Annotated in this window: 14 protein-coding genes; 9 read left to right on the top strand and 5 right to left on the bottom strand. The window is 55.3% G+C overall.

The genetic code is table 11. The features are described 5' to 3' along the window. The first annotated feature begins 46 nt into the window (after positions 1-46). Complete coding sequence (locus FHC49_RS12790) at positions 47-1,186, top strand: glycerate kinase (RefSeq protein WP_185667996.1); 1,140 nt, start codon at positions 47-49, stop codon at positions 1,184-1,186. Between the two features lie 81 nt (positions 1,187-1,267). Here FHC49_RS12790 and barA read toward each other — a convergent pair whose 3' ends face one another. Further along, a complete protein-coding gene (gene barA / locus FHC49_RS12785) occupies positions 1,268-4,021 on the bottom strand; it encodes a two-component sensor histidine kinase BarA (protein ID WP_185667997.1) in 2,754 nt (917 codons plus the stop codon). 56 nt (positions 4,022-4,077) lie between these two features. Between barA and rlmD the strand changes: the two genes are divergently transcribed. From rlmD to eno, 5 genes are all read left to right on the top strand, one after another. Continuing rightward, a complete protein-coding gene (gene rlmD / locus FHC49_RS12780) occupies positions 4,078-5,376 on the top strand; it encodes a 23S rRNA (uracil(1939)-C(5))-methyltransferase RlmD (protein WP_220439941.1) in 1,299 nt (432 codons plus the stop codon). A 50-nt stretch (positions 5,377-5,426) separates the two neighbouring features. Next, positions 5,427-7,664 carry a GTP diphosphokinase gene (relA, locus tag FHC49_RS12775; protein WP_185667999.1) on the top strand — a complete coding sequence of 746 codons (2,238 nt, stop codon included), beginning with the start codon at positions 5,427-5,429 and terminating at the stop codon, positions 7,662-7,664. 60 nt (positions 7,665-7,724) lie between these two features. Beyond that, positions 7,725-8,516: a nucleoside triphosphate pyrophosphohydrolase gene (mazG, locus tag FHC49_RS12770; RefSeq protein ID WP_185668000.1), complete on the top strand. Its 792-nt coding sequence runs from the start codon at positions 7,725-7,727 to the stop codon at positions 8,514-8,516. A gap of 223 nt (positions 8,517-8,739) precedes the next feature. Next, a complete protein-coding gene (pyrG, locus tag FHC49_RS12765) occupies positions 8,740-10,374 on the top strand; it encodes a glutamine hydrolyzing CTP synthase (protein WP_035892851.1) in 1,635 nt (544 codons plus the stop codon). A 79-nt stretch (positions 10,375-10,453) separates the two neighbouring features. After that, on the top strand, positions 10,454-11,752 hold the full coding sequence (gene eno / locus FHC49_RS12760; protein WP_035892853.1) for a phosphopyruvate hydratase: 1,299 nt from the start codon (positions 10,454-10,456) through the stop codon (positions 11,750-11,752). 50 nt (positions 11,753-11,802) lie between these two features. On the opposite strand, the gene FHC49_RS12755 is transcribed toward eno, so the two are convergent. After that, on the bottom strand, positions 11,803-12,912 hold the full coding sequence (locus tag FHC49_RS12755) for an SDR family oxidoreductase (RefSeq protein WP_220439940.1): 1,110 nt from the start codon (positions 12,910-12,912) through the stop codon (positions 11,803-11,805). A gap of 340 nt (positions 12,913-13,252) precedes the next feature. Beyond that, on the bottom strand, positions 13,253-14,590 hold the full coding sequence (locus FHC49_RS12750; protein ID WP_220439939.1) for a gluconate:H+ symporter: 1,338 nt from the start codon (positions 14,588-14,590) through the stop codon (positions 13,253-13,255). Positions 14,591-14,882: 292 nt separating this feature from the next. Here FHC49_RS12750 and queE point away from each other — a divergent pair, with 292 nt between their 5' ends. Continuing rightward, entirely contained in the window at positions 14,883-15,554 is a 672-nt protein-coding gene (gene queE, locus FHC49_RS12745; protein ID WP_220439979.1) for a 7-carboxy-7-deazaguanine synthase QueE, read from the top strand. A gap of 88 nt (positions 15,555-15,642) precedes the next feature. Here queE and agp read toward each other — a convergent pair whose 3' ends face one another. Then, positions 15,643-16,884 carry a bifunctional glucose-1-phosphatase/inositol phosphatase gene (gene agp / locus FHC49_RS12740; RefSeq protein WP_220439938.1) on the bottom strand — a complete coding sequence of 414 codons (1,242 nt, stop codon included), beginning with the start codon at positions 16,882-16,884 and terminating at the stop codon, positions 15,643-15,645. A gap of 166 nt (positions 16,885-17,050) precedes the next feature. Next, positions 17,051-17,416, bottom strand: a complete 366-nt coding sequence (queD, locus tag FHC49_RS12735) for a 6-carboxytetrahydropterin synthase QueD (RefSeq protein WP_163446301.1) — start codon at positions 17,414-17,416, stop codon at positions 17,051-17,053. A gap of 304 nt (positions 17,417-17,720) precedes the next feature. On the opposite strand from queD, the gene cysJ reads away from it, so the two are divergent. Then, complete coding sequence (gene cysJ, locus FHC49_RS12730) at positions 17,721-19,523, top strand: NADPH-dependent assimilatory sulfite reductase flavoprotein subunit (RefSeq protein WP_220439937.1); 1,803 nt, start codon at positions 17,721-17,723, stop codon at positions 19,521-19,523. Beyond that, positions 19,523-21,235 (top strand): assimilatory sulfite reductase (NADPH) hemoprotein subunit, encoded by a 1,713-nt coding sequence (cysI, locus tag FHC49_RS12725; RefSeq protein WP_185668005.1) that lies wholly within the window; start codon positions 19,523-19,525, stop codon positions 21,233-21,235. The genes cysJ and cysI overlap by 1 nt, the downstream gene beginning before the upstream one ends. Positions 21,236-21,305: the final 70 nt, after the last annotated feature.

Genomic DNA, 21,305 nt, shown 5'->3' with positions numbered 1-21,305 from the left:
GCTGGAGTATGCAGAACCCAGCCACAAATTCGCATAAGGACAGCCCATGAAGATTGTGATTGCCCCTGACTCCTACAAAGAAAGCCTGAGTGCGCTCGATGTTGCCTGTGCGATAGAGGATGGCTTTCGCGAAGTGTTTCCCGATGCTGAATACTGCAAGCTGCCCGTTGCCGACGGTGGTGAGGGGACGGTAGAAGCGATGGTGGCGGCAACGCAGGGGCGAGTGCTTGAGGTTGAGGTGACCGGCCCGTTGGGTTCTCCCGTGCCAGGCTTCTTCGGTATTTCCGGCGATGGGCAATGTGCGTTTATTGAAATGGCTGCGGCAAGCGGGCTGGAAAGCGTGCCTATCGCAAAGCGTAATCCGCTAAAAACCACCTCCTGGGGAACGGGAGAGCTCATTCGCCACGCGCTGGACCATGCCGTGAGCCGGATTATTATTGGCCTTGGTGGCAGTGCCACTAATGACGGCGGCGCGGGGATGGTGCAGGCGCTGGGGGCAACGCTGTTGGCAGCGGACGGACAGCCGATTCCTCCGGGAGGCGCCGGGCTGGAGGCGCTGGCAGGTATTGATATCAGCGGGCTGGATAGCCGGCTGTCGGGCTGTCAGATTGATGTTGCCTGCGATGTCACGAACCCATTGACCGGCGCAGAAGGGGCATCAGCGGTGTTTGGGCCGCAAAAAGGGGCGACGCCGGAGATGGTCGCGTTCCTGGATCGGGCGCTGGCGCACTATGCGGCGTGTATTCAGCGGGATTTAGGCCGCGATGTATTGACGCTTGAGGGCGGTGGCGCGGCGGGTGGAATGGGGGCGGCGTTGTACGCATTTTGCGGCGCAACGCTGCGGCCCGGCATTGAGATTGTCACCGAGGCGCTGCATCTTGATGCGCTGGTGGCGGATGCCAGTCTGGTGATTACCGGTGAAGGGCGGATGGATAGCCAGACTATTCACGGCAAAGTGCCGGTGGGCGTGGCGAAGGTGGCTAAGCGCTACGGTATCCCGGTGATTGGCATTGCTGGCAGCCTGACGCCGGACGTCGGTGTGGTGCATCAGCATGGGATTGATGCGGTGTTCAGTGTGATGTATCGCATTTGCACGCTGGAGGAGGCACTGTCGGAGGCGGGTGAGAATGTGAGAATGGCAGCGCGGAATATTGCGGCGGTCATTAAGCTAGGGCAGGCGCTGTAGGTTTCCCCGGGGTCGCTTGCGCTCGCCCGGGCTACCAATCAAATGTAGCCCGGCCAAGCGAAGCGCCGCCGGGATCGGCACCTATCCCAATATCTTCCGGGTTTCCCGAGTCACATTGTCCATCTCATCTAACAGCTCCAGCAGTTCCGGCTCCAGCTCTTCCGCCGCCGTGCCGCTACGCAGCTGGCTCTCAATCAGATGACACAAATGCTTGAGACGCGGAACGCCGCTGTAGCCGCAGCTACCGTGCAGTTTATGAATGGCATCAACCAGATTTTCCGGCTGCTCGCCCACGAGCTGCTCTTCCACTTTGTTACGCACTTCCGGCAGGAAGGCGATCAGCATCTGCAACATCTCGCGCGCCAGGTCAGGCTTATAGGCAGCCTGGCGCAGCGCTAGCTGCCAGTCCAGCGTCGCGTTGAGGTCGACCGGTGGTTCAATCGGGTCGGTGTGCATCGGGCGAGGCACCACATTCACGCCGGGCTTATAGCGCAGCAGTAAATCGTGCAGCCGGTTCTCTTCAATCGGCTTCGCCAGATAGTCGTTCATACCGGCGGTCAGCAGCTTCTCGCGCTGCCCGGCAAGGGCGTGAGCGGTGACGGCAATCACCGGCGTTTGCTGCTGGTGCGGAAGCTGGCGAATCAGTTCGCAGGCGCGAATGCCGTCGATGTCCGGCATCTGAATATCCATCAGAATCAGATCGAACTTCATCTGTTTGGCGCACTCAACGGCCTGGTGGCCGCTTTCGCAAAGCTCCACGTGCTGCACCTGATCGTCTAACAGTGCGCCAATCAACTTCAGGTTGGCCGGGTTATCGTCCACCGCCATGACCGTCATCGGCAGGCGATGTTCGGTATGCGGAACGGCAATCTGAGAAGATGTGCTGAGGCTAAACTCCAGCAGCACCGGCATCAGCCGGGTAATGGTCAGCGGTTTCAACAGACAGGCTGATGCCCCGTCCTTCTTCAGCGCTTCAGCATCAACCTGCGCGTGGCACGGCAGCGCCAGCACCAGGTGATCGGTCATATTCAGCGCCATGCTCAGCTTCTCGCGGTGAATAGTCAGGTCACGAACGGAGACCGGCACGGCAACCAGCAGAATGTCGTAAAACTCTGCCGGGAGCGCAGCGATGCTGACGGCGTAGACCACCTCTAGCGGCGTAGAGGCGAGCATATCCAGCGTGGCCTGCGCCGCGGCGGCGTTAGCCTCCACGTAGGCAATGCGTTTGCCCTTCAGGCTGCTGGTATCCGGGCCATCGGAGATGACGTTCGGGTTCAGATCGAGGTTGATGTTAAACCAGAAGGTCGAACCGCGGTTTGGCTGGCTGTGGAAGGAGATATCACCGCCCATCTCGCGCACCAGTTTCTGGGTGATAACCAGCCCCAGCCCGGTGCCGCCGTGGCGTCGGGAGATACTGGCATCCGCCTGACGGAAGGCCTGGAACAGACGAGACTGATCGCGCTCTGGAATACCAATCCCGGTATCGCGGATCTGCACTTCAATCTGCACCTTGTTATTGCTGACGGCGCGCTGCTCAACCAGCACATCAATGTTACCGTTTTCGGTAAACTTGATGGCGTTACCCACCAGGTTGGTGATCACCTGTTGCAGACGCAGCGGGTCGCCGATGACGTTATCCGGCACGTCGTTCTTAATATTGAGCGTCAGCTCCAGCCCTTTATCGTGGGCCGAGTGCGCCAGCAGGGTGACCACTTCATCAAGAGAGTTCCGCAGCGGGAAGGGAATACTTTCCAGCAGCAGCTTACCGGCTTCCAGCTTCGAGAAGTCGAGCACGTCGTTGATGATCGCCAGCAGGTTGTTGGCCGAACGCTCGATGGTGTTGAGGTGGTCGCGCTGGGTTGGGTTTAGCTCGGTTTTGAGCGTCAGGCGGGTAAAGCCGATCACCCCGTTAAGCGGCGTACGCAGCTCGTGCGACATGTTGGCAAGGAACTCGGACTTGATGCGCGCGGCTTCCTGCGCGCGCTTTTTCGCCAGATCCAGCTCCACGTTCTGGATCTCCATTTGCTCAAGCGTTTCCCGCAGATCCGAGGTGGCCTGGTCGACGTTATGCTGCATCTCCTCATGATAGGCGGCCAGCGACATGGCCATCGAGTTGATGCCGTTTTTCAACATATCCAGCTCGCCGAGCATAAAGCCTTCAACGCGGCTATCGAGTTGCCCTCGTCGGATGCGGTCAACGGTATTCACCATGTTGCGAATTGGCCCCGTGACGTCCTGCATCAGCCGCCAGCCGAAGATCAGCGCAATACCGATACAGAACAGCATCATCACGCTGGAGATGAAAATCTCTTTGTACTGCTGGAGCCGCACCGATTTAAGATCCAGCTCTAGCGCCACATAGCCCAGCATGTTGATCGGCGTTTTGGCATCCGACTGCGGCGACTCGTCCGGCGAGTAGTGCTCGGAGATAATCGGCGTACGTAGAATCATGATATCGCCAAGCCGCGTGACGCTTAGCCTTCGGGGAAACGCCGTGCCGCGCGGCAGCTGCAGCTCGCTGGGGTCCAACTGATAGTTAGAGGTGACGAACAGCTTGTTGTGTTCATCGTATACGGAAATGGCGCGCACAATATCGGAATGGCGACGATGCAGCACGCTGATCAATTGGCCGATCGACTCGCGATTTTGCAAGTTCATACCATATTCACTGGAGACGGCGAGCGGTTCAATAATGCTGGCACCGGCGTCTTCCAGCTGACGCTGCAGGTCGTTATAGCGGTGTACGACGAAGAAGATACTGAGCAGTAAACCGATAAGTACGGTTGGCGCCAGGATCAAAATCATCATTCTTGCACGCAGGCTGTAGTTGGTCATGGAGGTCCGTTGTGGGAGAATCAGGGCAATATTTTTGATTGAGAACAATCTCTACGATGGCGCAATTCTACTCTGCAAAACGGCGCGTGACGACGCGCCAGATCATAACCGTGACAGTCAGCAGTCTTGATCCCTTCGGGCAAGGTGTGGCGCGCCACAACGGTAAAGCATTATTCATCAATGGCTTATTGCCAGGTGAAAGCGCGGAAGTGACCCTGACGGAAGATAAAAAACAGTACGCGCGCGGGCAGGTAAAACGCCGTCTGACCACCAGTTCCGAGCGTGAAACCCCGCGTTGCCCCCATTTCGGCGTCTGCGGCGGTTGCCAGCAGCAGCAGGCTGCCGTTGCACTACAACAGCGCAGCAAACGCGAGGCGTTGAACCGGTTAATGAAACACGACGTCGATGACGTTATCTCGGGCGAACCCTGGGGATACCGCCGCCGGGCGCGGTTGAGTGTGAATTATCAACCTAAAACCCAAAAATTGCAGATGGGTTTTCGCAAAGCGAATTCGAACGATATTGTTGACGTGGTGCAGTGCCCCGTTTTGGTGCCCAATCTTGAGGCGTTGCTGCCCACCGTGCGGGAATGTCTGGAGAGTCTGAAGGGAAAGCGCCAGCTAGGACACGTTGAACTGGTCAGTGCCGACAACGGTCCGCTGATGGTACTGCGTCATACGGCGGCACTCTCGGATGCAGATAAAGAAAAACTGGAACGCTTTTCGCATTCTTCCGGCGTTGCGCTTTATCTGGCGCCGGAAAGCGAGATACTTGAACGCGTGACCGGCGAGGAGCCCTGGTATTCGTCAGACGGGCTACGCTTAACCTTCAGCCCACGCGATTTTATTCAGGTAAACGACGGTGTGAATCAGCAGATGGTTGCAACGGCGTTGTCGTGGCTCGATGTACAGTCAACCGACCGTGTACTCGATCTGTTCTGCGGAATGGGGAACTTTACCCTGCCGCTGGCCACCCGCGCGCAAAGCGTCGTCGGCGTTGAAGGCGTCCCGGCGCTGGTGGCGAAAGGGCGAGAAAATGCCGCGCTGAACCACCTGGAGAATGTCACCTTCTTCCACGAGAATCTGGAAGAGGATGTCACGCTTCAGGCGTGGGCTAAGCATGGTTTTGACAAGGTTTTACTCGATCCCGCCCGTGCTGGCGCACCGGGCGTGATGCAGCATGTTATAAAATTAGCGCCAACGCGGGTGGTATACGTTTCCTGCAATCCGGCAACGCTGGCGCGCGATAGCGAGGCGTTGTTGAATGCGGGGTACCAAATTCAGCGTATGGCAATGCTTGATATGTTCCCGCACACTGGGCACCAGGAATCTATGGTGCTGTTTGAGCGTAGGTAATAACGGTGGCTTGTCGACTTCGACAGGCCGGTCCCTGAAAGGAGAGGACAATGGTTGCGGTAAGAAGTGCACATCTCAATAAAGCTGGTGAATTTGACCCACAAAAATGGATCGCAAGTCTGGGAATTTCCAGCCAGCAGTCGTGTGAACGCTTAGCCGAGACCTGGGATTATTGTCGTCGCCAGACCGTGGGACATGATGACGCCGAGCTGATGCTGTGGCGCGGCGTAGAGATGGTCGAAATCCTCTCCACGCTGAGTATGGATAACGACACGCTGAGAGCCGCGCTGCTGTTTCCGTTAGTAGACGCTAATGTTGTCAGTGAAGAAGTGCTGAGCGAAAGCGCCGGCCAATCCGTTGTGACCCTGATTCACGGCGTGCGCGACATGGCGGCTATTCGCCAACTGAAAGCCACCCATACCGATGCGGTCTCATCTGAGCAGGTGGATAACGTCCGCCGCATGCTGCTGGCGATGGTAGATGATTTCCGCTGCGTGGTTATCAAGCTTGCCGAACGTATTGCTCACCTGCGCGAAGTGAAGGATGCGCCGGAAGATGAACGCGTGCTGGCGGCTAAAGAATGTACCAACATCTACGCGCCGCTGGCTAACCGCTTAGGGATCGGTCAGCTCAAATGGGAGCTGGAAGATTACTGCTTCCGCTACCTGCACCCGGCGGAATACAAGCGCATCGCGAAGCTGCTGCACGAGCGCCGTATTGACCGCGAGCACTATATTTCCGATTTCGTCGGCCACCTGCGCAGCGAAATGAAGACCGAAGGCGTGAAGGCCGAAGTGTACGGTCGCCCGAAACACATCTACAGCATCTGGCGCAAAATGCAGAAAAAGCACCTCGCTTTTGACGAGCTGTTTGACGTGCGCGCGGTGCGTATCGTCGCGGAACGTTTGCAGGACTGCTACGCCGCGCTGGGGATAGTGCACACTCACTATCGCCACCTGCCAGATGAGTTTGACGACTACGTCGCAAACCCGAAACCCAACGGCTACCAGTCCATCCATACGGTGGTATTAGGGCCGGGCGGAAAAACGGTTGAAATCCAGATCCGTACCAAGCAGATGCACGAAGACGCCGAGCTGGGCGTTGCCGCGCACTGGAAATACAAAGAGGGCACTGGCACGGCGAGCGGGCCGCGTTCCGGCCACGAAGATCGTATCGCCTGGCTGCGTAAACTGATTGCGTGGCAGGAAGAGATGGCCGACTCCGGCGAAATGCTCGACGAAGTGCGCAGCCAGGTCTTCGACGACCGCGTGTATGTGTTTACGCCAAAAGGCGACGTGGTGGACCTTCCGGCAGGCTCCACGCCGCTGGACTTTGCCTACCATATTCATAGCGACGTCGGTCACCGCTGCATCGGCGCCAAGATTGGCGGGCGCATCGTGCCGTTCACCTATCAGTTGCAGATGGGCGACCAGATTGAAATTATCACCCAGAAGCAGCCAAACCCGAGCCGTGACTGGTTGAACCCGAACCTCGGTTACGTAACGACCAGCCGTGGACGTTCGAAAATCCACGCCTGGTTCCGTAAACAGGACAAAGACAAGAACGTGCTGGCGGGGCGGCAGATCCTCGACGACGAGCTGGAGCATCTGGGCATCAGCCTCAAGGAGGCCGAGAAGCACCTGCTGCCGCGTTACAACTTTAACGACGTAGAAGAACTGTTGGCGGCCATCGGCGGCGGTGACATTCGTCTCAACCAGATGGTGAACTTCCTGCAGGCGCAGTTCAATAAGCCGAGCGCCGCCGAGCAGGACGCCGCCGCGCTGAAACAGCTTCAGCAGAAGACGTATACGCCGCAGAACCGCAGTAAAGACAACGGTCGCGTCGTGGTGGAAGGTGTCGGTAACCTGATGCACCATATCGCGCGCTGCTGTCAGCCTATTCCCGGTGACGAGATTGTCGGCTTTATCACCCAGGGGCGCGGGATTTCCGTGCACCGGGCGGACTGCGAACAGCTGGCGGAGCTGCAGTCGCACGCGCCGGAGCGCATCGTTGATGCCGTGTGGGGCGAAAGCTACTCGGCGGGCTACTCGCTGGTGGTGCGCGTTCAGGCCAACGATCGCAGCGGCCTGCTGCGCGATATCACCACCATTCTCGCCAACGAGAAGGTGAACGTGCTGGGCGTGGCCAGCCGTAGCGACACCAAGCAGCAGATGGCGACTATCGACATGACCATCGAAATCTACAACCTGCAGGTGCTGGGCCGTGTGCTCGGCAAGCTGAACCAGGTGCCGGACGTGATCGACGCCCGTCGACTGCACGGCGGTTAATGTTCTTTTTACCCTCTCCCAATGGGGGAGGGTAACTCTCTCTTTTTGCAAGGAATCATCATGACTCAAATCGACCGACTGCTCGGCATCATGCAGCGCCTGCGTGACCCGGAAAACGGCTGCCCGTGGGATAAAGAGCAGACGTTCAGCACCATCGCCCCTTACACGCTGGAAGAGACATACGAAGTGCTCGACGCCATTGCGCGCGAAGACTTTGACGACCTGCGCGGCGAACTGGGCGACCTGCTGTTCCAGGTGGTGTTTTACGCGCAGATGGCTCAAGAAGAGGGGCGCTTTGATTTCAATGATATTTGTGCCGCTATCAGCGACAAGCTGGAGCGTCGTCACCCGCACATTTTCGGCGACGCCCGCGCTGAAAACAGCCAGGAAGTGTTGACCCGCTGGGAGAAAATCAAAACCGCTGAACGGGCAGAGAAAGCCCAGCACTCCGCGCTGGACGATATCCCACGTGCCTTCCCGGCGCTGATGCGGGCGCATAAAATCCAGAAACGCTGCTCAGCGGTTGGTTTTGACTGGACCACGCTTGGCCCGGTGCTCGATAAAGTTTACGAAGAGATCGACGAAGTGATGGACGAAGCGAGGCAGGCGGTGGTCGACGAGGCTAAACTGGAAGAAGAGGTGGGCGACCTGCTGTTTGCCACCGTTAACCTGTCTCGCCATTTAGGGGTAAAAGCAGAGACCGCATTGCAGAAGGCGAACGAAAAATTTGAGCGCCGTTTCCGCGAAGTTGAGCGGATTGTCGCCGCGCGTGGCCTGGAAATGACCGGTGTGGATCTGGATGTGATGGAAGAAGTTTGGCAGCAGGTAAAACGGCAGGAATCTGATCTCTAAAGAATTTTTGTGGGAAAGGGCGAAAAGTGCGAAATCTTAAATGACAAGCGCTTGATTTGCGTCAAAAACTTTTACCCCAAAGGGGCTATTTTCTCACTCCCCATGTTTGTTTCTGCGGCGATTGAGGAGCGAGAATGAAAGTTTGTGGCGCTCGCCATGTTCGGGTATACTACTTTCCCGTCTTGGTTATTCCATCGTTTCACCCTAACTTCTCAGGTCCAGCATGACAACGAACTATATTTTTGTGACCGGCGGGGTCGTATCCTCTCTGGGTAAAGGCATTGCCGCAGCATCCCTGGCAGCCATTCTTGAAGCCCGTGGCCTCAACGTGACCATGATGAAACTGGATCCGTATATTAACGTCGATCCTGGCACCATGAGCCCGATCCAACACGGGGAAGTGTTCGTTACCGAAGACGGCGCTGAAACCGACCTGGACCTGGGTCACTATGAGCGCTTCATTCGTACCAAAATGACTCGCCGCAATAACTTCACTACCGGCCGTATCTACTCAGATGTCCTGCGCAAAGAGCGTCGTGGCGACTATCTGGGCGCAACCGTGCAGGTTATCCCACACATCACTAACGCGATCAAAGAACGCGTCCTCGCCGGTGGCGAAGGTCATGATGTGGTGCTGGTTGAAATCGGCGGTACCGTCGGTGATATCGAATCCCTGCCATTCCTGGAAGCGATTCGTCAGCTGGCCGTGGATATCGGTCGTGAAAACGCGCTGTTCATGCACCTGACTCTGGTGCCATATATGGCAGCCGCGGGCGAAGTCAAAACCAAACCGACTCAGCACTCCGTGAAAGAGCTGCTGTCTATCGGTATTCAGCCAGATATTCTGATCTGTCGTTCCGATCGTGCGGTTCCGGCCAACGAACGTGCAAAAATTGCATTGTTCTGTAACGTGCCAGAAAAAGCCGTTATTTCAATGAAAGACGTCGATTCCATTTATAAAATTCCAGGCCTGTTGAAATCTCAGGGGCTGGACGATTATATTTGTAAACGATTCAGCTTGAACTGCCCGGAAGCAAACCTGGCCGAATGGGAACAGGTTATCTTCGAAGAAGCGAACCCGGCAGGCGAAGTCACGATTGGTATGGTCGGCAAGTACATTGAACTGCCAGATGCTTATAAATCGGTGATTGAAGCGCTGAAACACGGTGGCCTGAAAAACCGTGTAACCGTCAACATCAAGCTGATTGATTCGCAGGATGTGGAAACGCGCGGCGTCGAAATTCTGAAAGATTTGGATGCTATCCTGATCCCTGGCGGCTTCGGCTACCGTGGTGTTGAAGGTAAGATCGCTACCGCACGCTATGCGCGTGAAAACAAAATTCCTTATCTGGGCATCTGCCTGGGTATGCAGGTTGCGCTGATCGAATTCGCGCGTAACGTTGCAGGCATGGAAAACGCCAACTCTACGGAATTTGTGCCAGACTGTAAGTACCCGGTTGTGGCGCTCATTACCGAATGGCGTGATGAAGATGGCAATGTCGAAGTTCGTACTGAAAAGAGCGATCTCGGCGGCACAATGCGCCTTGGCGCACAGCAGTGCCAGCTTAGCGATGACAGCCTGGTCCGCCAGATGTACGGCGAGCCAACTATCGTTGAGCGTCACCGTCACCGCTATGAAGTCAACAACATGTTGTTGAAACCGATTGAAGCTGCTGGTCTGCGCGTTGCGGGCCGTTCCGGGGATGATCAGTTGGTCGAGATCATCGAAGTTCCGAACCACCCGTGGTTCGTTGCTTGTCAGTTCCATCCGGAGTTTACTTCCACGCCGCGTGATGGGCACCCGCTGTTTGCTGGCTTCGTGAAAGCCGCGAGCGAGTACCAGAAGCGTCAGAAGTAAGAAAAGTTAGAACGGCAACGCCCCACGAGGGGCGTTGTTTGTCTGGAGTTTTAGTTTAACTTGTACTGAGGAAAACCTAATGTCCAAAATCGTTAAAATCATCGGTCGTGAAATCATCGACTCCCGTGGTAACCCGACTGTTGAAGCAGAAGTTCACCTGGAAGGTGGTTTCGTTGGTATGGCAGCAGCTCCGTCAGGTGCTTCTACTGGTTCCCGCGAAGCGCTGGAACTGCGCGATGGCGACAAATCTCGCTTCATGGGTAAAGGCGTACTGAAAGCAGTTGGCGCTGTAAACGGCCCAATCGCTCAGGCTCTGCTGGGTAAAGATGCTAAAGATCAGGCTGGCATCGACAAGATCATGATCGATCTGGACGGTACTGAGAACAAATCCAACTTCGGCGCGAACGCAATCCTGGCCGTATCTCTGGCAAACGCCAAAGCAGCAGCTGCTGCTAAAGGTCTGCCACTGTACGCTCACATCGCTGAACTGAACGGCACCCCAGGCAAATACTCCATGCCAGTTCCGATGATGAACATCATCAACGGCGGCGAGCACGCTGACAACAACGTCGACATTCAGGAATTCATGATTCAGCCAGTTGGCGCGAAATCCCTGAAAGAAGCCGTACGTATGGGTTCCGAAGTGTTCCATAACCTGGCTAAAGTTCTGAAAGCTAAAGGTATGAACACTGCAGTTGGTGACGAAGGCGGCTACGCTCCTAACCTGGGTTCCAACGCTGAAGCTCTGGCTGTTATCGCTGAAGCGGTTAAAGCAGCTGGCTACGAGCTGGGCAAAGACATCACTCTGGCGATGGACTGTGCAGCTTCTGAATTCTACAAAGACGGTAAATACGTTCTGGCTGGCGAAGGCAACAAAGCATTCACCTCCGAAGAATTCACTCACTTCCTGGAAGAACTGACCAAACAGTACCCAATCGTCTCCATCGAAGATGGCCTGGACGAATCTGACTGGGCTGGTTTCGCATACCAGACCAAAGTACTGGGCGACAAAATCCAGCTGGTTGGTGACGATCTGTTCGTAACCAACACCAAGATCCTGAAAGAAGGCATCGAAAAAGGCATCGTTAACTCCATCCTGATCAAATTCAACCAGATCGGTTCCCTGACCGAAACTCTGGCTGCGATCAAAATGGCGAAAGACGCTGGCTACACCGCTGTCATCTCTCACCGTTCTGGCGAAACTGAAGACGCTACCATCGCTGACCTGGCTGTTGGTACCGCTGCTGGCCAGATCAAAACTGGTTCTATGAGCCGTTCTGACCGCGTTGCTAAGTACAACCAGCTGATTCGTATCGAAGAAGCTCTGGGTGAACAAGCGCCGTACAACGGTCGTAAAGAGATCAAAGGTCAGGCATAAGCCCGACTTTCTCTGATATAAAAATGCCAGCCCTTGGGCTGGCATTTTTTTTACTTAAAATCGACCGCCATTTGTTGTGGGATGGTCAGCCCGCGGGTGGTCTGCACGCAGCGGTCAATATAGTCAGTAAAGCGAGGGGGTTTTGGCATCCCCATACTCAGCAGTTTGTCGTTGCTAAAGCGCACGTTCAGCGTAGCGAAAGCCCCATACAGGCGCATTGCCTTCAGCATCAACCGTTCGTTGCACGGGCCGAAAATGGTTTTCAGCTCGCGGCGCATTTTGACCAGCGTTTCGTAGCTCACCTGGGCGTACTTATCGCCGACCGGCGCTTGCTCCAGTGCGGAAGCCATGGCGTTGTCGATATCGGCAAAGCGGACGCTGTTCTCTTCACCGGCTGAAATATGCACCACCTCTCCCTGAGCGACCGTTGCCGTCAGCAGCATAAGCAGCGCGCTGGCGCAGTAATCCACCGGGATCACGTCGATGCGGTCTTCCATAGAACACATGAATTTTTGCAGCATTAACCCCATGCTGAAGACCCAGAAAATGCTGCTGGAAGGCTGGCAGCCGTGATGGGTGTGACCCACAACGATAGAAGGGCGGGCTATCACCAGCGGTAGCGTCGGGAGCTGCTGCTGCATCAACTGTTCGATGGTGGATTTAGAGTGCGTATACTCCACCAGATGCTCGGCGCGCTCGCGGAACTCTGCGCTTTCAGCGACCAGAGAATCCGGCTCAGGCGAGCAGGACATTGCCGTACCAACGTGCAGGAAGCGCTGTAACCCCTCGACCTTCGCCATACGGTGAGCAAACTGCAGCGTGCCTTCTACGTTCACTTTCCAGATTAGCGGGTTGCTGCCAAATGACGCAACGGCGGCGCAGTTCAGTACGTGGGTTACGCCGTCCAGACGCGCATCGTTGAGAAAGCTATCCGGGGAGGCCAGGTCACCGAGTAGGATATTGCGTGGGGTGATCTTCGCCAGCTTCTCTTCATCAATATTGAATTTACGTAAGTTCTCCTTAACCCTTGCGACAGCGGCTTCACCGTTATCCGCACGGACTAAAAGCAGTAAATTAACGCCGCTGTGGCTATTGAGGATTGCTTCCAGTGCCGCACCGCCCAGAAAACCGGTAACGCCTGTGATTAATAGTGTATTCATGAATACTGTCTCGTCATGGTTGGTTTTCGGATTCTAGGATCGGAAAAGTAAACGGCGCTTAAATAAAGAAGTGAGCAATAATGGAGGGGCTTAAGCTTATTTTAAGGTTACAGGCTAGCGCGGATTAAATTGGACAATTTGATATTTAAAAAGATTCAATAAATTTTATATTGTCGCGTATCGTGTTGTTTTTTTAATGAATATATTAAACTAATGGTTATGTCTGAACTGTAAAAATAAACATTTCTTGTTACATCAAAAATGGGCTGGTAAAAGAAAGAAAAATAATCCGTAGTGGGCTGCACTACGGATTATTTATAAAAAATATTTTTAATAAGGCTTAGATAATCAAATCGAGTAATAATACAATTAACAGACCGACAACGGAGTTAGTTAATTCTAAAAGTCCCCAGGTTTTGAAAGTATCTTTAATCGACAGCCCAAAATACTCTTTGAATAACCAGAAGGCGGCATCATTGACGTGGGTCAGCGTGTTGCTCCCTGAAGCGGTCGCCAACACCATTAGCGCCGGATCAACATTAAAAGTGGTAATCATTGGCCCCACAATACCTGCAGCGGTAATGGCAGAGACTGTGCCCGCACCGGTAGCCAGACGCAGCAGCACGGTAATAAACCACGCCATAATCAACGGCGAAACGGAAGAGGTTCGCATCATATCAGCGATGTAATCACCCACGCCGGTATCCATGATGATTTGCTTGAACGCACCGCCTGCGCCGATGATAAAGACCACTAACGCCACTTTTTCGATAGCCTTTGAGTAGGAGCTCATCACCTCGGTCATTGATTTGCCACGCGCGGTACCAAAGGCGTAGAGCGCAACCAGAACGGCTATCAGCATGCTGACCTGTGCGCTACCGATAAAGTTCAGGAAAGAGGTGATACCCGCATTGGCCGGAATAAACAGCTTAATCACGGTAACGCCGGTGATGATAATCGCCGGGATCAGTGGTACCAGCAGGCTGGTGGCGAACGACGGCATTTCGTCATCGCGGAAAATTTTTTGTGATTCCAGCAGCTGCGGGATAGGGCGCTCAAGGTTGCCCAGCAGTTTTGGCAGCAGAATACCGGAGCAAATCACCGTTGGAATCGCGACGATAATCCCGTAGATATAGACCATCCCCATATCGGCGTGGAAGGCAGCGACCAGCGCCGTTGGGCCCGGCTGCGGTGGGAATAGACTATGCGCGGTGGTTGCTGCTGCTACCATGGTGATGCCAAGTTTCAGGAACGGGATTTTTGCCTCACGTGCAATGCTGATAACCAGCGGCGCAAGGATCAGGAAGGCAACTTCGTAGAACATGGCCAGGCCGAAGATCAGCCCAATAACCATAATGGCCCACTGCACTTTCTTCGGCCCAAAACTATTAAGCAGCGTTGAGGAGACGCGCTGGGCGGCACCGGAATCCACCATCAATTTTCCGAGGATCGCCCCGAACAGAATGATGAGTGCCAGATGCCCCAGAGTGCTTCCTACACCGGCCTCGATCGACTTGCCGATCGCTTCCAGCGGCAACCCTTCGCAGATCCCTACAAAAATAGCCGCCAGCAACAGAGCCAGCATGCCATTGATCTTAAATTTCATATTGAGAATAAGTAGCAGTACCACGCCCAGGGCGACCCAGATCACCGGCAAGGCTTCAGCAAACGCGTTCATCCATTTTCCTTGTCAAAATTTATAATTGGTATGATATGTAGCCAGCGAAGGATATTACCTATACAAATGTGTCATACCAATTTGATTGACATAGCAACATGTTAAATGATGAAGCCCGGCAAAAGATTGATGTAATGAAATTGTTAATTTCATAAAAATAAGCTGATTCATCACAGAAAAGAGTGACGTGGTATCCAGGCCAAAGGTATGGAAGCGGTTGCGCAATAAGTGCGAGGGATAGTTGGCGCGAAGTATGCGATAATAACGGTTTACCACTACTGAAGAGTTGATGATGCAGTACCCGATTAATGAGATGTTCCAGACCCTGCAGGGTGAAGGTTATTTTACTGGCGTCCCCGCCATTTTTATTCGTTTACAGGGATGCCCGGTAGGCTGTGCCTGGTGTGATACTAAGCATACCTGGGAAAAGCTTAGCGATCGGGAAGTTTCGCTGTTCAGTATCCTGGCAAAAACCAAAGAGAGCGACAAATGGGGGGCGGCGAGCAGCGATGACCTACTGGCAATTATTGGCCGCCAGGGGTGGACCGCGCGCCACGTGGTGATTACCGGTGGTGAACCCTGCATCCACGATTTAACGCCGCTCACGGCGCTGCTTGAGCAAAACGGCTACAGCTGCCAGATTGAAACCAGCGGTACTCATGAAGTGCGCTGCACGCCGGGTACCTGGGTCACCGTGTCGCCGAAGGTGAATATGCGCGGCGGCTATGACGTGCTGTCACAGGCGCTGGAACGTGCCGATGAAATCAAACATCCGGTAGGCCGCGTGCGCGATATCGAAGCGCTGGATGAACTGTTGGATACGCTGAGCGATGAAAAACCGCGCATTATTGCGTTGCAGCCAATCAGCCAGAAAGATGATGCCACCCGCCTGTGCATTGAAACCTGCATTGCGCGCAACTGGCGCCTGTCGATGCAGACGCACAAATATCTGAATATTGCCTGACAAGATTCGTAGCCCGGACGAGGCGCATCGCGCCGACGCCGGGGAATTCCCGGCGTCGGCGCGATGCTCGGCCGGGCTACGTTAAGCGTTATTTCGCCGCGTCGTTCATCACTTTCGAGAAGGTATCCATCGGGCAGAAACCGTTGGCATCTACCGGACAGCCTTTCAGCGACAGCGTGACGCGCTGCGGCGGCGTCTTCAGCGTCAGCGTATCGGCGTTACGCAGCTGATCGGCGCTCTGATAAACATACTCAATCTTCATCAATTCCCGATTTGCTTTCGTATCATGCCAGCGCTGGAACACAATTTTCCCGCCGATCGGCGTGCGCTCGTACTGCCCAGGCAGCGTATAGGCGTCGAAATCAAGCGCCGTCAGCAGCGAGGCAATATTCGAGTCGTGCCCAACCAAAACGGTGATTTTTGGCGTTTTCGCCGCCTCGGTCACCAGCGCATTATCGATATATTTCACCAGCGGTTTCGCCACGTTGCGCGCCACTTCCGGCGAGGTGAACAGGCTGTCCTGATAGCCGTTTTTCAGCTGTGAAAGCAGACGCCACTGCTGGTCGGTTTTGATCTCACCCCAGGCCACCTGGTCCAGCGGGAACCCTTCGTAATATTGCAGCGTGAACGCATCAACCAGCGAGTTACCTATCGCCAGCGGCCCTTTGACGCCGGGCTCTTTCTGGTAGTTGGCGCTAAAGCTGTCTTTTGCTTCGGTTAGCGAGCACTGCTGCTTCTCTTTGCAGGATGGAGAATCCTGATAGCGGGCAATCTGTGACAGCAGCTTGTAGCTCTCGTCGAGCTGTTTGGCCTGGCGCGCCTTCTCCATTGCCTGTACCGCTTGCTCGCGGAATTGGGCAGAGTCGTCGGTGATCACCGGGTTGAACGTGGGGTCCATCGTGCCCATTTTTTCCTGGTGATGAACCACGACGTCACAGCCAGGGAAGGCACCGTTAATAAAGAACTGTGCGGTAGCGACGGTACGCTGCAGGCTGTTGGCGTAGGCGTATACCGTGTCGGGCGCCGGGCATTCGCCGCTGGTGACCATACCCTGCTGCGCCAGCCACTCACGCATATAGTGGCCCATATAGACTTCGAGTACACCGCCTTTGGTGGTCAACTGGCCGCCGGGGACATCCCATTCAGGCCAGGCGTTCGGCGTTGACTGCTCCAGCACGCTGCCGTTGGTCGCCAGCGGCGCACGCAGGTTGTGACGGCTCATCATCAGTACCTGCTGAAGCTGATAGCCTTCGGGTGGGGTTTGCGCCTGACTCAGTCCTGAGAACAATAACAGTGCCGGCATCGCTGCGGCGAGAAGCGTTTTCTTCATCCCTTATTCCTCACAATGTATTAACCAACCCAATGAGTGTGACAGAACTTCGTCATTTTTCCTGGGCGGAGGCCGCATTCTGAAAGATTAGGGAAATGAATGTGATAGGACGCTGCAGAAGGGAAAACGGGGGAGACGTGAACCGACTCCCCGCTTGCAGGCTGACTTACTCGCCGCGATAAACGCAGCCGGCCGTGCAGGTTTCTTTAACCATTACTGCGCTAAGCAGCGGAACGACCGGTTTTACCTGTTCCCAGATCCAGCGGGACAACACTTCGCTGGTTGGGTTTTCGAGGCCCGGAATATCGTTCAGGTAGTAGTGATCCAGACGATCGTAGGTTGGCTTGAATGCCGCTTTCAGTTCGGCAAAATCCATGATCCAACCGGTATGAGGATCGACTTCACCGGTGATCTCAAGACGCACCATAAACGAGTGGCCGTGCAGGCGACCGCATTTGTGTCCTTCCGGCACGTGCGGCAGATGGTGGGCGGCTTCGAAGGTGAAATCTTTAAACAGTGTGGTGGACATCATGAACTCTCAGTCTTGCGGAAAAAAACGCCGCATAGTACCCGAATGCACATTTTTCTGCATTAACTAAAACGGCCAAATAGACAACGAGTACAAGTATTAATCTTGATGATGATTATTTTCTAATTATATCAATGTGTTATTCAACCTGTTTTATCGCTAATAACTACCAGGAAAACAGGTTAGTCCATTTGGTTATTTGATATTTCTATCACTTCTTTAATTGTTATTATCGACGTCGTTAACCTTACATTCAGTTCTGTTTTTCCTGATTAGAAACAGCTTTGCTACTGGAACATAACGACGCATGACAACACAGTCCCCCCCTTCAGCGTTGCTCCCGCTAAACCCGGAGCAGATGGCACGCCTTCAGGCGGCCACAACCGATTTATCACCAACCCAGCTTGCCTGGGTTTCCGGCTATTTTTGGGGCGTGCTTAATCAGCAGCCTGGTGCGGGCGCAGTCGCTGCCGCACCGGTCGCCGCTGAAGTCCCGAGCATTACGCTTATCTCTGCGTCGCAAACGGGCAACGCCCGCCGCGTGGCGGAAGCGCTGCGTGACGACCTGCTGGCTGCCAAACTGAACGTGAACCTGGTGAATGCCGGGGATTATAAATTCAAACAAATCGCGTCAGAAAAGCTGTTGGTTGTTGTAGCGTCTACACAGGGTGAAGGGGAAGCGCCGGAAGAAGCCGTGGCGCTGCATAAGTTCCTGTTCTCGAAGAAAGCGCCGAAGCTCACTGATACCGCCTTTGCGGTGCTGGGGCTGGGCGACACGTCTTATGAATTCTTCTGCCAGGCCGGTAAAGATTTCGACAGCAAGCTGGCTGAGCTCGGCGGTGAACGCCTGCTCGACCGCGTGGATGCCGACGTGGAATATCAGGCGGCGGCCGCCGAATGGCGTGCGCGTCTGGTTGAGGTGCTGAAAGCGCGTGCACCAGCGGCACCTTCCGTTCAGGCGGCGGCGAGCGGAGCGGTTAACGACATCCACTCTAGCCCGTACACCAAAGAAGCCCCGCTCACGGCGTCGCTGTCGGTGAACCAGAAAATCACCGGCCGTGATTCAGAAAAAGATGTTCGCCATATCGAAATCGATCTCGGCGACTCCGGCCTGCGCTACCAGCCTGGTGATGCGCTGGGCGTCTGGTATCAGAACGACCCAGAGCTGGTCAAAGAGCTGGTTGAACTGCTGTGGCTCAAGGGTGACGAGTCGGTCACGGTTGAGGGCAAAACGCTGCCGCTCGCCGATGCACTGCAGTGGCACTTCGAGCTGACGGTCAACACCGCCAATATCGTGGAAAACTACGCCACGCTGACCCGCAGTGAATCTCTGCTGCCGCTGGTGGGCGATAAAGCGCAGCTGCAGCAGTATGCCGCGACTACGCCGATTGTCGACATGGTGCGTTTCTCTCCTGCTCAGCTGGATGCCGATGCGCTGATTGGCCTGCTGCGTCCGTTGACGCCGCGCCTCTACTCTATTGCCTCGTCGCAGGCGGAAGTCGAGAGCGAAGTGCACGTGACCCTTGGCGTTGTGCGCTACGAGATTGAAGGCCGGGCACGCGCCGGTGGCGCCTCCAGCTTCCTCGCCGACCGCGTGGAAGAAGAGGGCGAAGTCCGCGTATTCATCGAACATAACGATAACTTCCGCCTGCCGGCTAACCCGCAGACGCCGGTTATTATGATTGGCCCGGGTACCGGTATTGCACCGTTCCGCGCCTTTATGCAGCAGCGCGCGGCCGATGGCGCTGAAGGCAAAAACTGGCTGTTCTTTGGTAACCCGCACTTCACCGAGGATTTCCTCTATCAGGTGGAGTGGCAGCGTTACGTAAAAGAAGGCGTGCTGAGCCGTATCGATATGGCCTGGTCACGTGACCAAAAAGAAAAAATCTACGTACAAGACAAACTGCGCGAACAGGGCGCGGAACTGTGGCGCTGGATCAATGACGGTGCCCACATTTATGTCTGCGGCGACGCTAATCGCATGGCGAAAGACGTTGAGCAGGCATTGCTGGAAGTGATTGCTGAATTCGGTGCAATGGATATCGAATCGGCGGATGAATTTTTAAGTGAGCTGCGCGTTGAGCGCCGTTATCAGCGAGATGTCTACTAATGAGCGAAAAATACCCAGGGCCTTTAGTGGTCGAAGGCAAACTGACTGACGCCGAGCGCATGAAGCGTGAAAGTAATTTCCTGCGCGGCACCATCGCGGAAGACCTGAACGACGGTCTGACCGGCGGCTTCCACGGCGATAACTTCCTGCTGATCCGTTTCCACGGTATGTATCAGCAGGATGACCGTGACATTCGCGCCGAGCGCGCCGAGCAGAAGCTGGAGCCGCGCCATGCGATGCTGCTGCGCTGCCGTCTGCCGGGCGGGGTGATCACCACCACGCAGTGGAAGGCCATCGATAAATTCGCCGCTGACAACACCATTTACGGTAGCATCCGTCTGACCAACCGTCAGACCTTCCAGTTCCACGGCATTCTGAAGAAGAACGTGAAGCCGGTTCACCAGATGCTGCACTCCGTCGGGCTTGATGCGCTGGCCACCGCCAACGACATGAACCGTAACGTGCTGTGCACCTCCAACCCGTATGAGTCCGAGTTGCACGCCGAGGCCTACGAGTGGGCGAAGAAAATTTCTGAGCATCTGCTGCCGCGCACCCGCGCCTATGCTGAGATCTGGCTCGATCAGGAGAAAGTGGCGACGACGGACGAAGAGCCGATCCTCGGTTCAACTTATCTGCCGCGTAAATTTAAAACCACCGTGGTGATCCCGCCGCAGAACGATATCGATCTGCACGCTAACGACATGAACTTCGTGGCGATTGCCGAAAATGGCAAGCTGGTGGGCTTCAACCTGCTGGTCGGCGGTGGTTTGTCCATTGAGCACGGCAACAAGAAAACCTACGCCCGTACGGCAAGCGAGTTCGGCTATCTGCCGCTTGAGCATACGCTGGCGGTAGCGGAAGCGGTGGTGACGACTCAGCGCGACTGGGGTAACCGTACCGACCGTAAAAATGCCAAAACCAAATACACCCTTGAGCGCGTCGGCGTCGATACCTTCAAGGAAGAGGTTGAGCGTCGTGCGGGGATCAAATTTGAGCCAATCCGCCCTTACGAGTTCACCGGTCGCGGCGATCGCATTGGTTGGGTGAAAGGGATCGACGATAACTGGCACCTGACGCTGTTTATCGAAAACGGTCGTATTCTCGATTACCCGGGCCGTCCGCTGAAAACCGGACTGCTGGAGATCGCGAAGATCCACAAAGGCGATTTCCGCATCACTGCGAACCAGAACCTGATCATCGCTGGCGTACCGGAAAGCCAGAAGGCGAAGATCGAGAAGCTGGCGCGTGACCATGGGCTGATGAATGCGGTAAAGCCGCAGCGTGAAAACTCCATGGCTTGCGTGTCGTTCCCGACCTGTCCGCTGGCGATGGCGGAAGCCGAGCGTTTCCTGCCGTCGTTCACTGACAAAGTGGAAGATATTCTGGAAAAACACGGTATTCCTGAAGAGCACATTGTGATGCGCGTGACCGGCTGCCCGAACGGCTGTGGCCGTGCGATGCTCGCCGAGTTGGGGCTGGTAGGTAAAGCGCCGGGCCGCTACAACGTGCATTTGGGCGGCAACCGCATGGGGACGCGCATACCGCGTATGTATCGTGAAAACATTACGGAAACGGAAATTCTCGCTTCCGTAGACGAACTGGTTGGGCGCTGGGCGAAAGAGCGCGAAGCGGGTGAAGGCTTCGGCGACTTTACGGTGCGTGCGGGCATCATTCGCCCGGTGCTCGATCCAGCGCGTGATTTCTGGGAATAACTCCGTTTCCCCCTCACCCTAACCCTCTCCCCATAGGGGAGAGGGGACTGTTCAGTTTTCTCCCTCGTCC

Source organism: Kluyvera sp. EC_51, assembly GCF_019584505.1.
GTDB lineage: Bacteria > Pseudomonadota > Gammaproteobacteria > Enterobacterales > Enterobacteriaceae > Kluyvera > Kluyvera sichuanensis.
The sequence above is the reverse complement of the archived record's forward strand: the minus strand, read 5'-3'. Positions and strand labels throughout refer to the sequence as shown.

Excerpts from the sequence above, each read along its gene's own strand:
- agp (WP_220439938.1), bottom strand. The coding sequence starts at position 16,884 with ATGAAGAAAACGCTTCTCGCCGCAGCGATGCCGGCACTGTTATTGTTC.
- barA (WP_185667997.1), bottom strand. The coding sequence starts at position 4,021 with ATGACCAACTACAGCCTGCGTGCAAGAATGATGATTTTGATCCTGGCG.
- queE (WP_220439979.1), top strand. The coding sequence starts at position 14,883 with ATGCAGTACCCGATTAATGAGATGTTCCAGACCCTGCAGGGTGAAGGT.
- eno (WP_035892853.1), top strand. The coding sequence starts at position 10,454 with ATGTCCAAAATCGTTAAAATCATCGGTCGTGAAATCATCGACTCCCGT.
- FHC49_RS12790 (WP_185667996.1), top strand. The coding sequence starts at position 47 with ATGAAGATTGTGATTGCCCCTGACTCCTACAAAGAAAGCCTGAGTGCG.
- rlmD (WP_220439941.1), top strand. The coding sequence starts at position 4,078 with ATGGCGCAATTCTACTCTGCAAAACGGCGCGTGACGACGCGCCAGATC.
- FHC49_RS12750 (WP_220439939.1), bottom strand. The coding sequence starts at position 14,590 with ATGAACGCGTTTGCTGAAGCCTTGCCGGTGATCTGGGTCGCCCTGGGC.
- pyrG (WP_035892851.1), top strand. The coding sequence starts at position 8,740 with ATGACAACGAACTATATTTTTGTGACCGGCGGGGTCGTATCCTCTCTG.
- FHC49_RS12755 (WP_220439940.1), bottom strand. The coding sequence starts at position 12,912 with ATGAATACACTATTAATCACAGGCGTTACCGGTTTTCTGGGCGGTGCG.
- mazG (WP_185668000.1), top strand. The coding sequence starts at position 7,725 with ATGACTCAAATCGACCGACTGCTCGGCATCATGCAGCGCCTGCGTGAC.
- cysJ (WP_220439937.1), top strand. The coding sequence starts at position 17,721 with ATGACAACACAGTCCCCCCCTTCAGCGTTGCTCCCGCTAAACCCGGAG.
- cysI (WP_185668005.1), top strand. The coding sequence starts at position 19,523 with ATGAGCGAAAAATACCCAGGGCCTTTAGTGGTCGAAGGCAAACTGACT.
- relA (WP_185667999.1), top strand. The coding sequence starts at position 5,427 with ATGGTTGCGGTAAGAAGTGCACATCTCAATAAAGCTGGTGAATTTGAC.
- queD (WP_163446301.1), bottom strand. The coding sequence starts at position 17,416 with ATGATGTCCACCACACTGTTTAAAGATTTCACCTTCGAAGCCGCCCAC.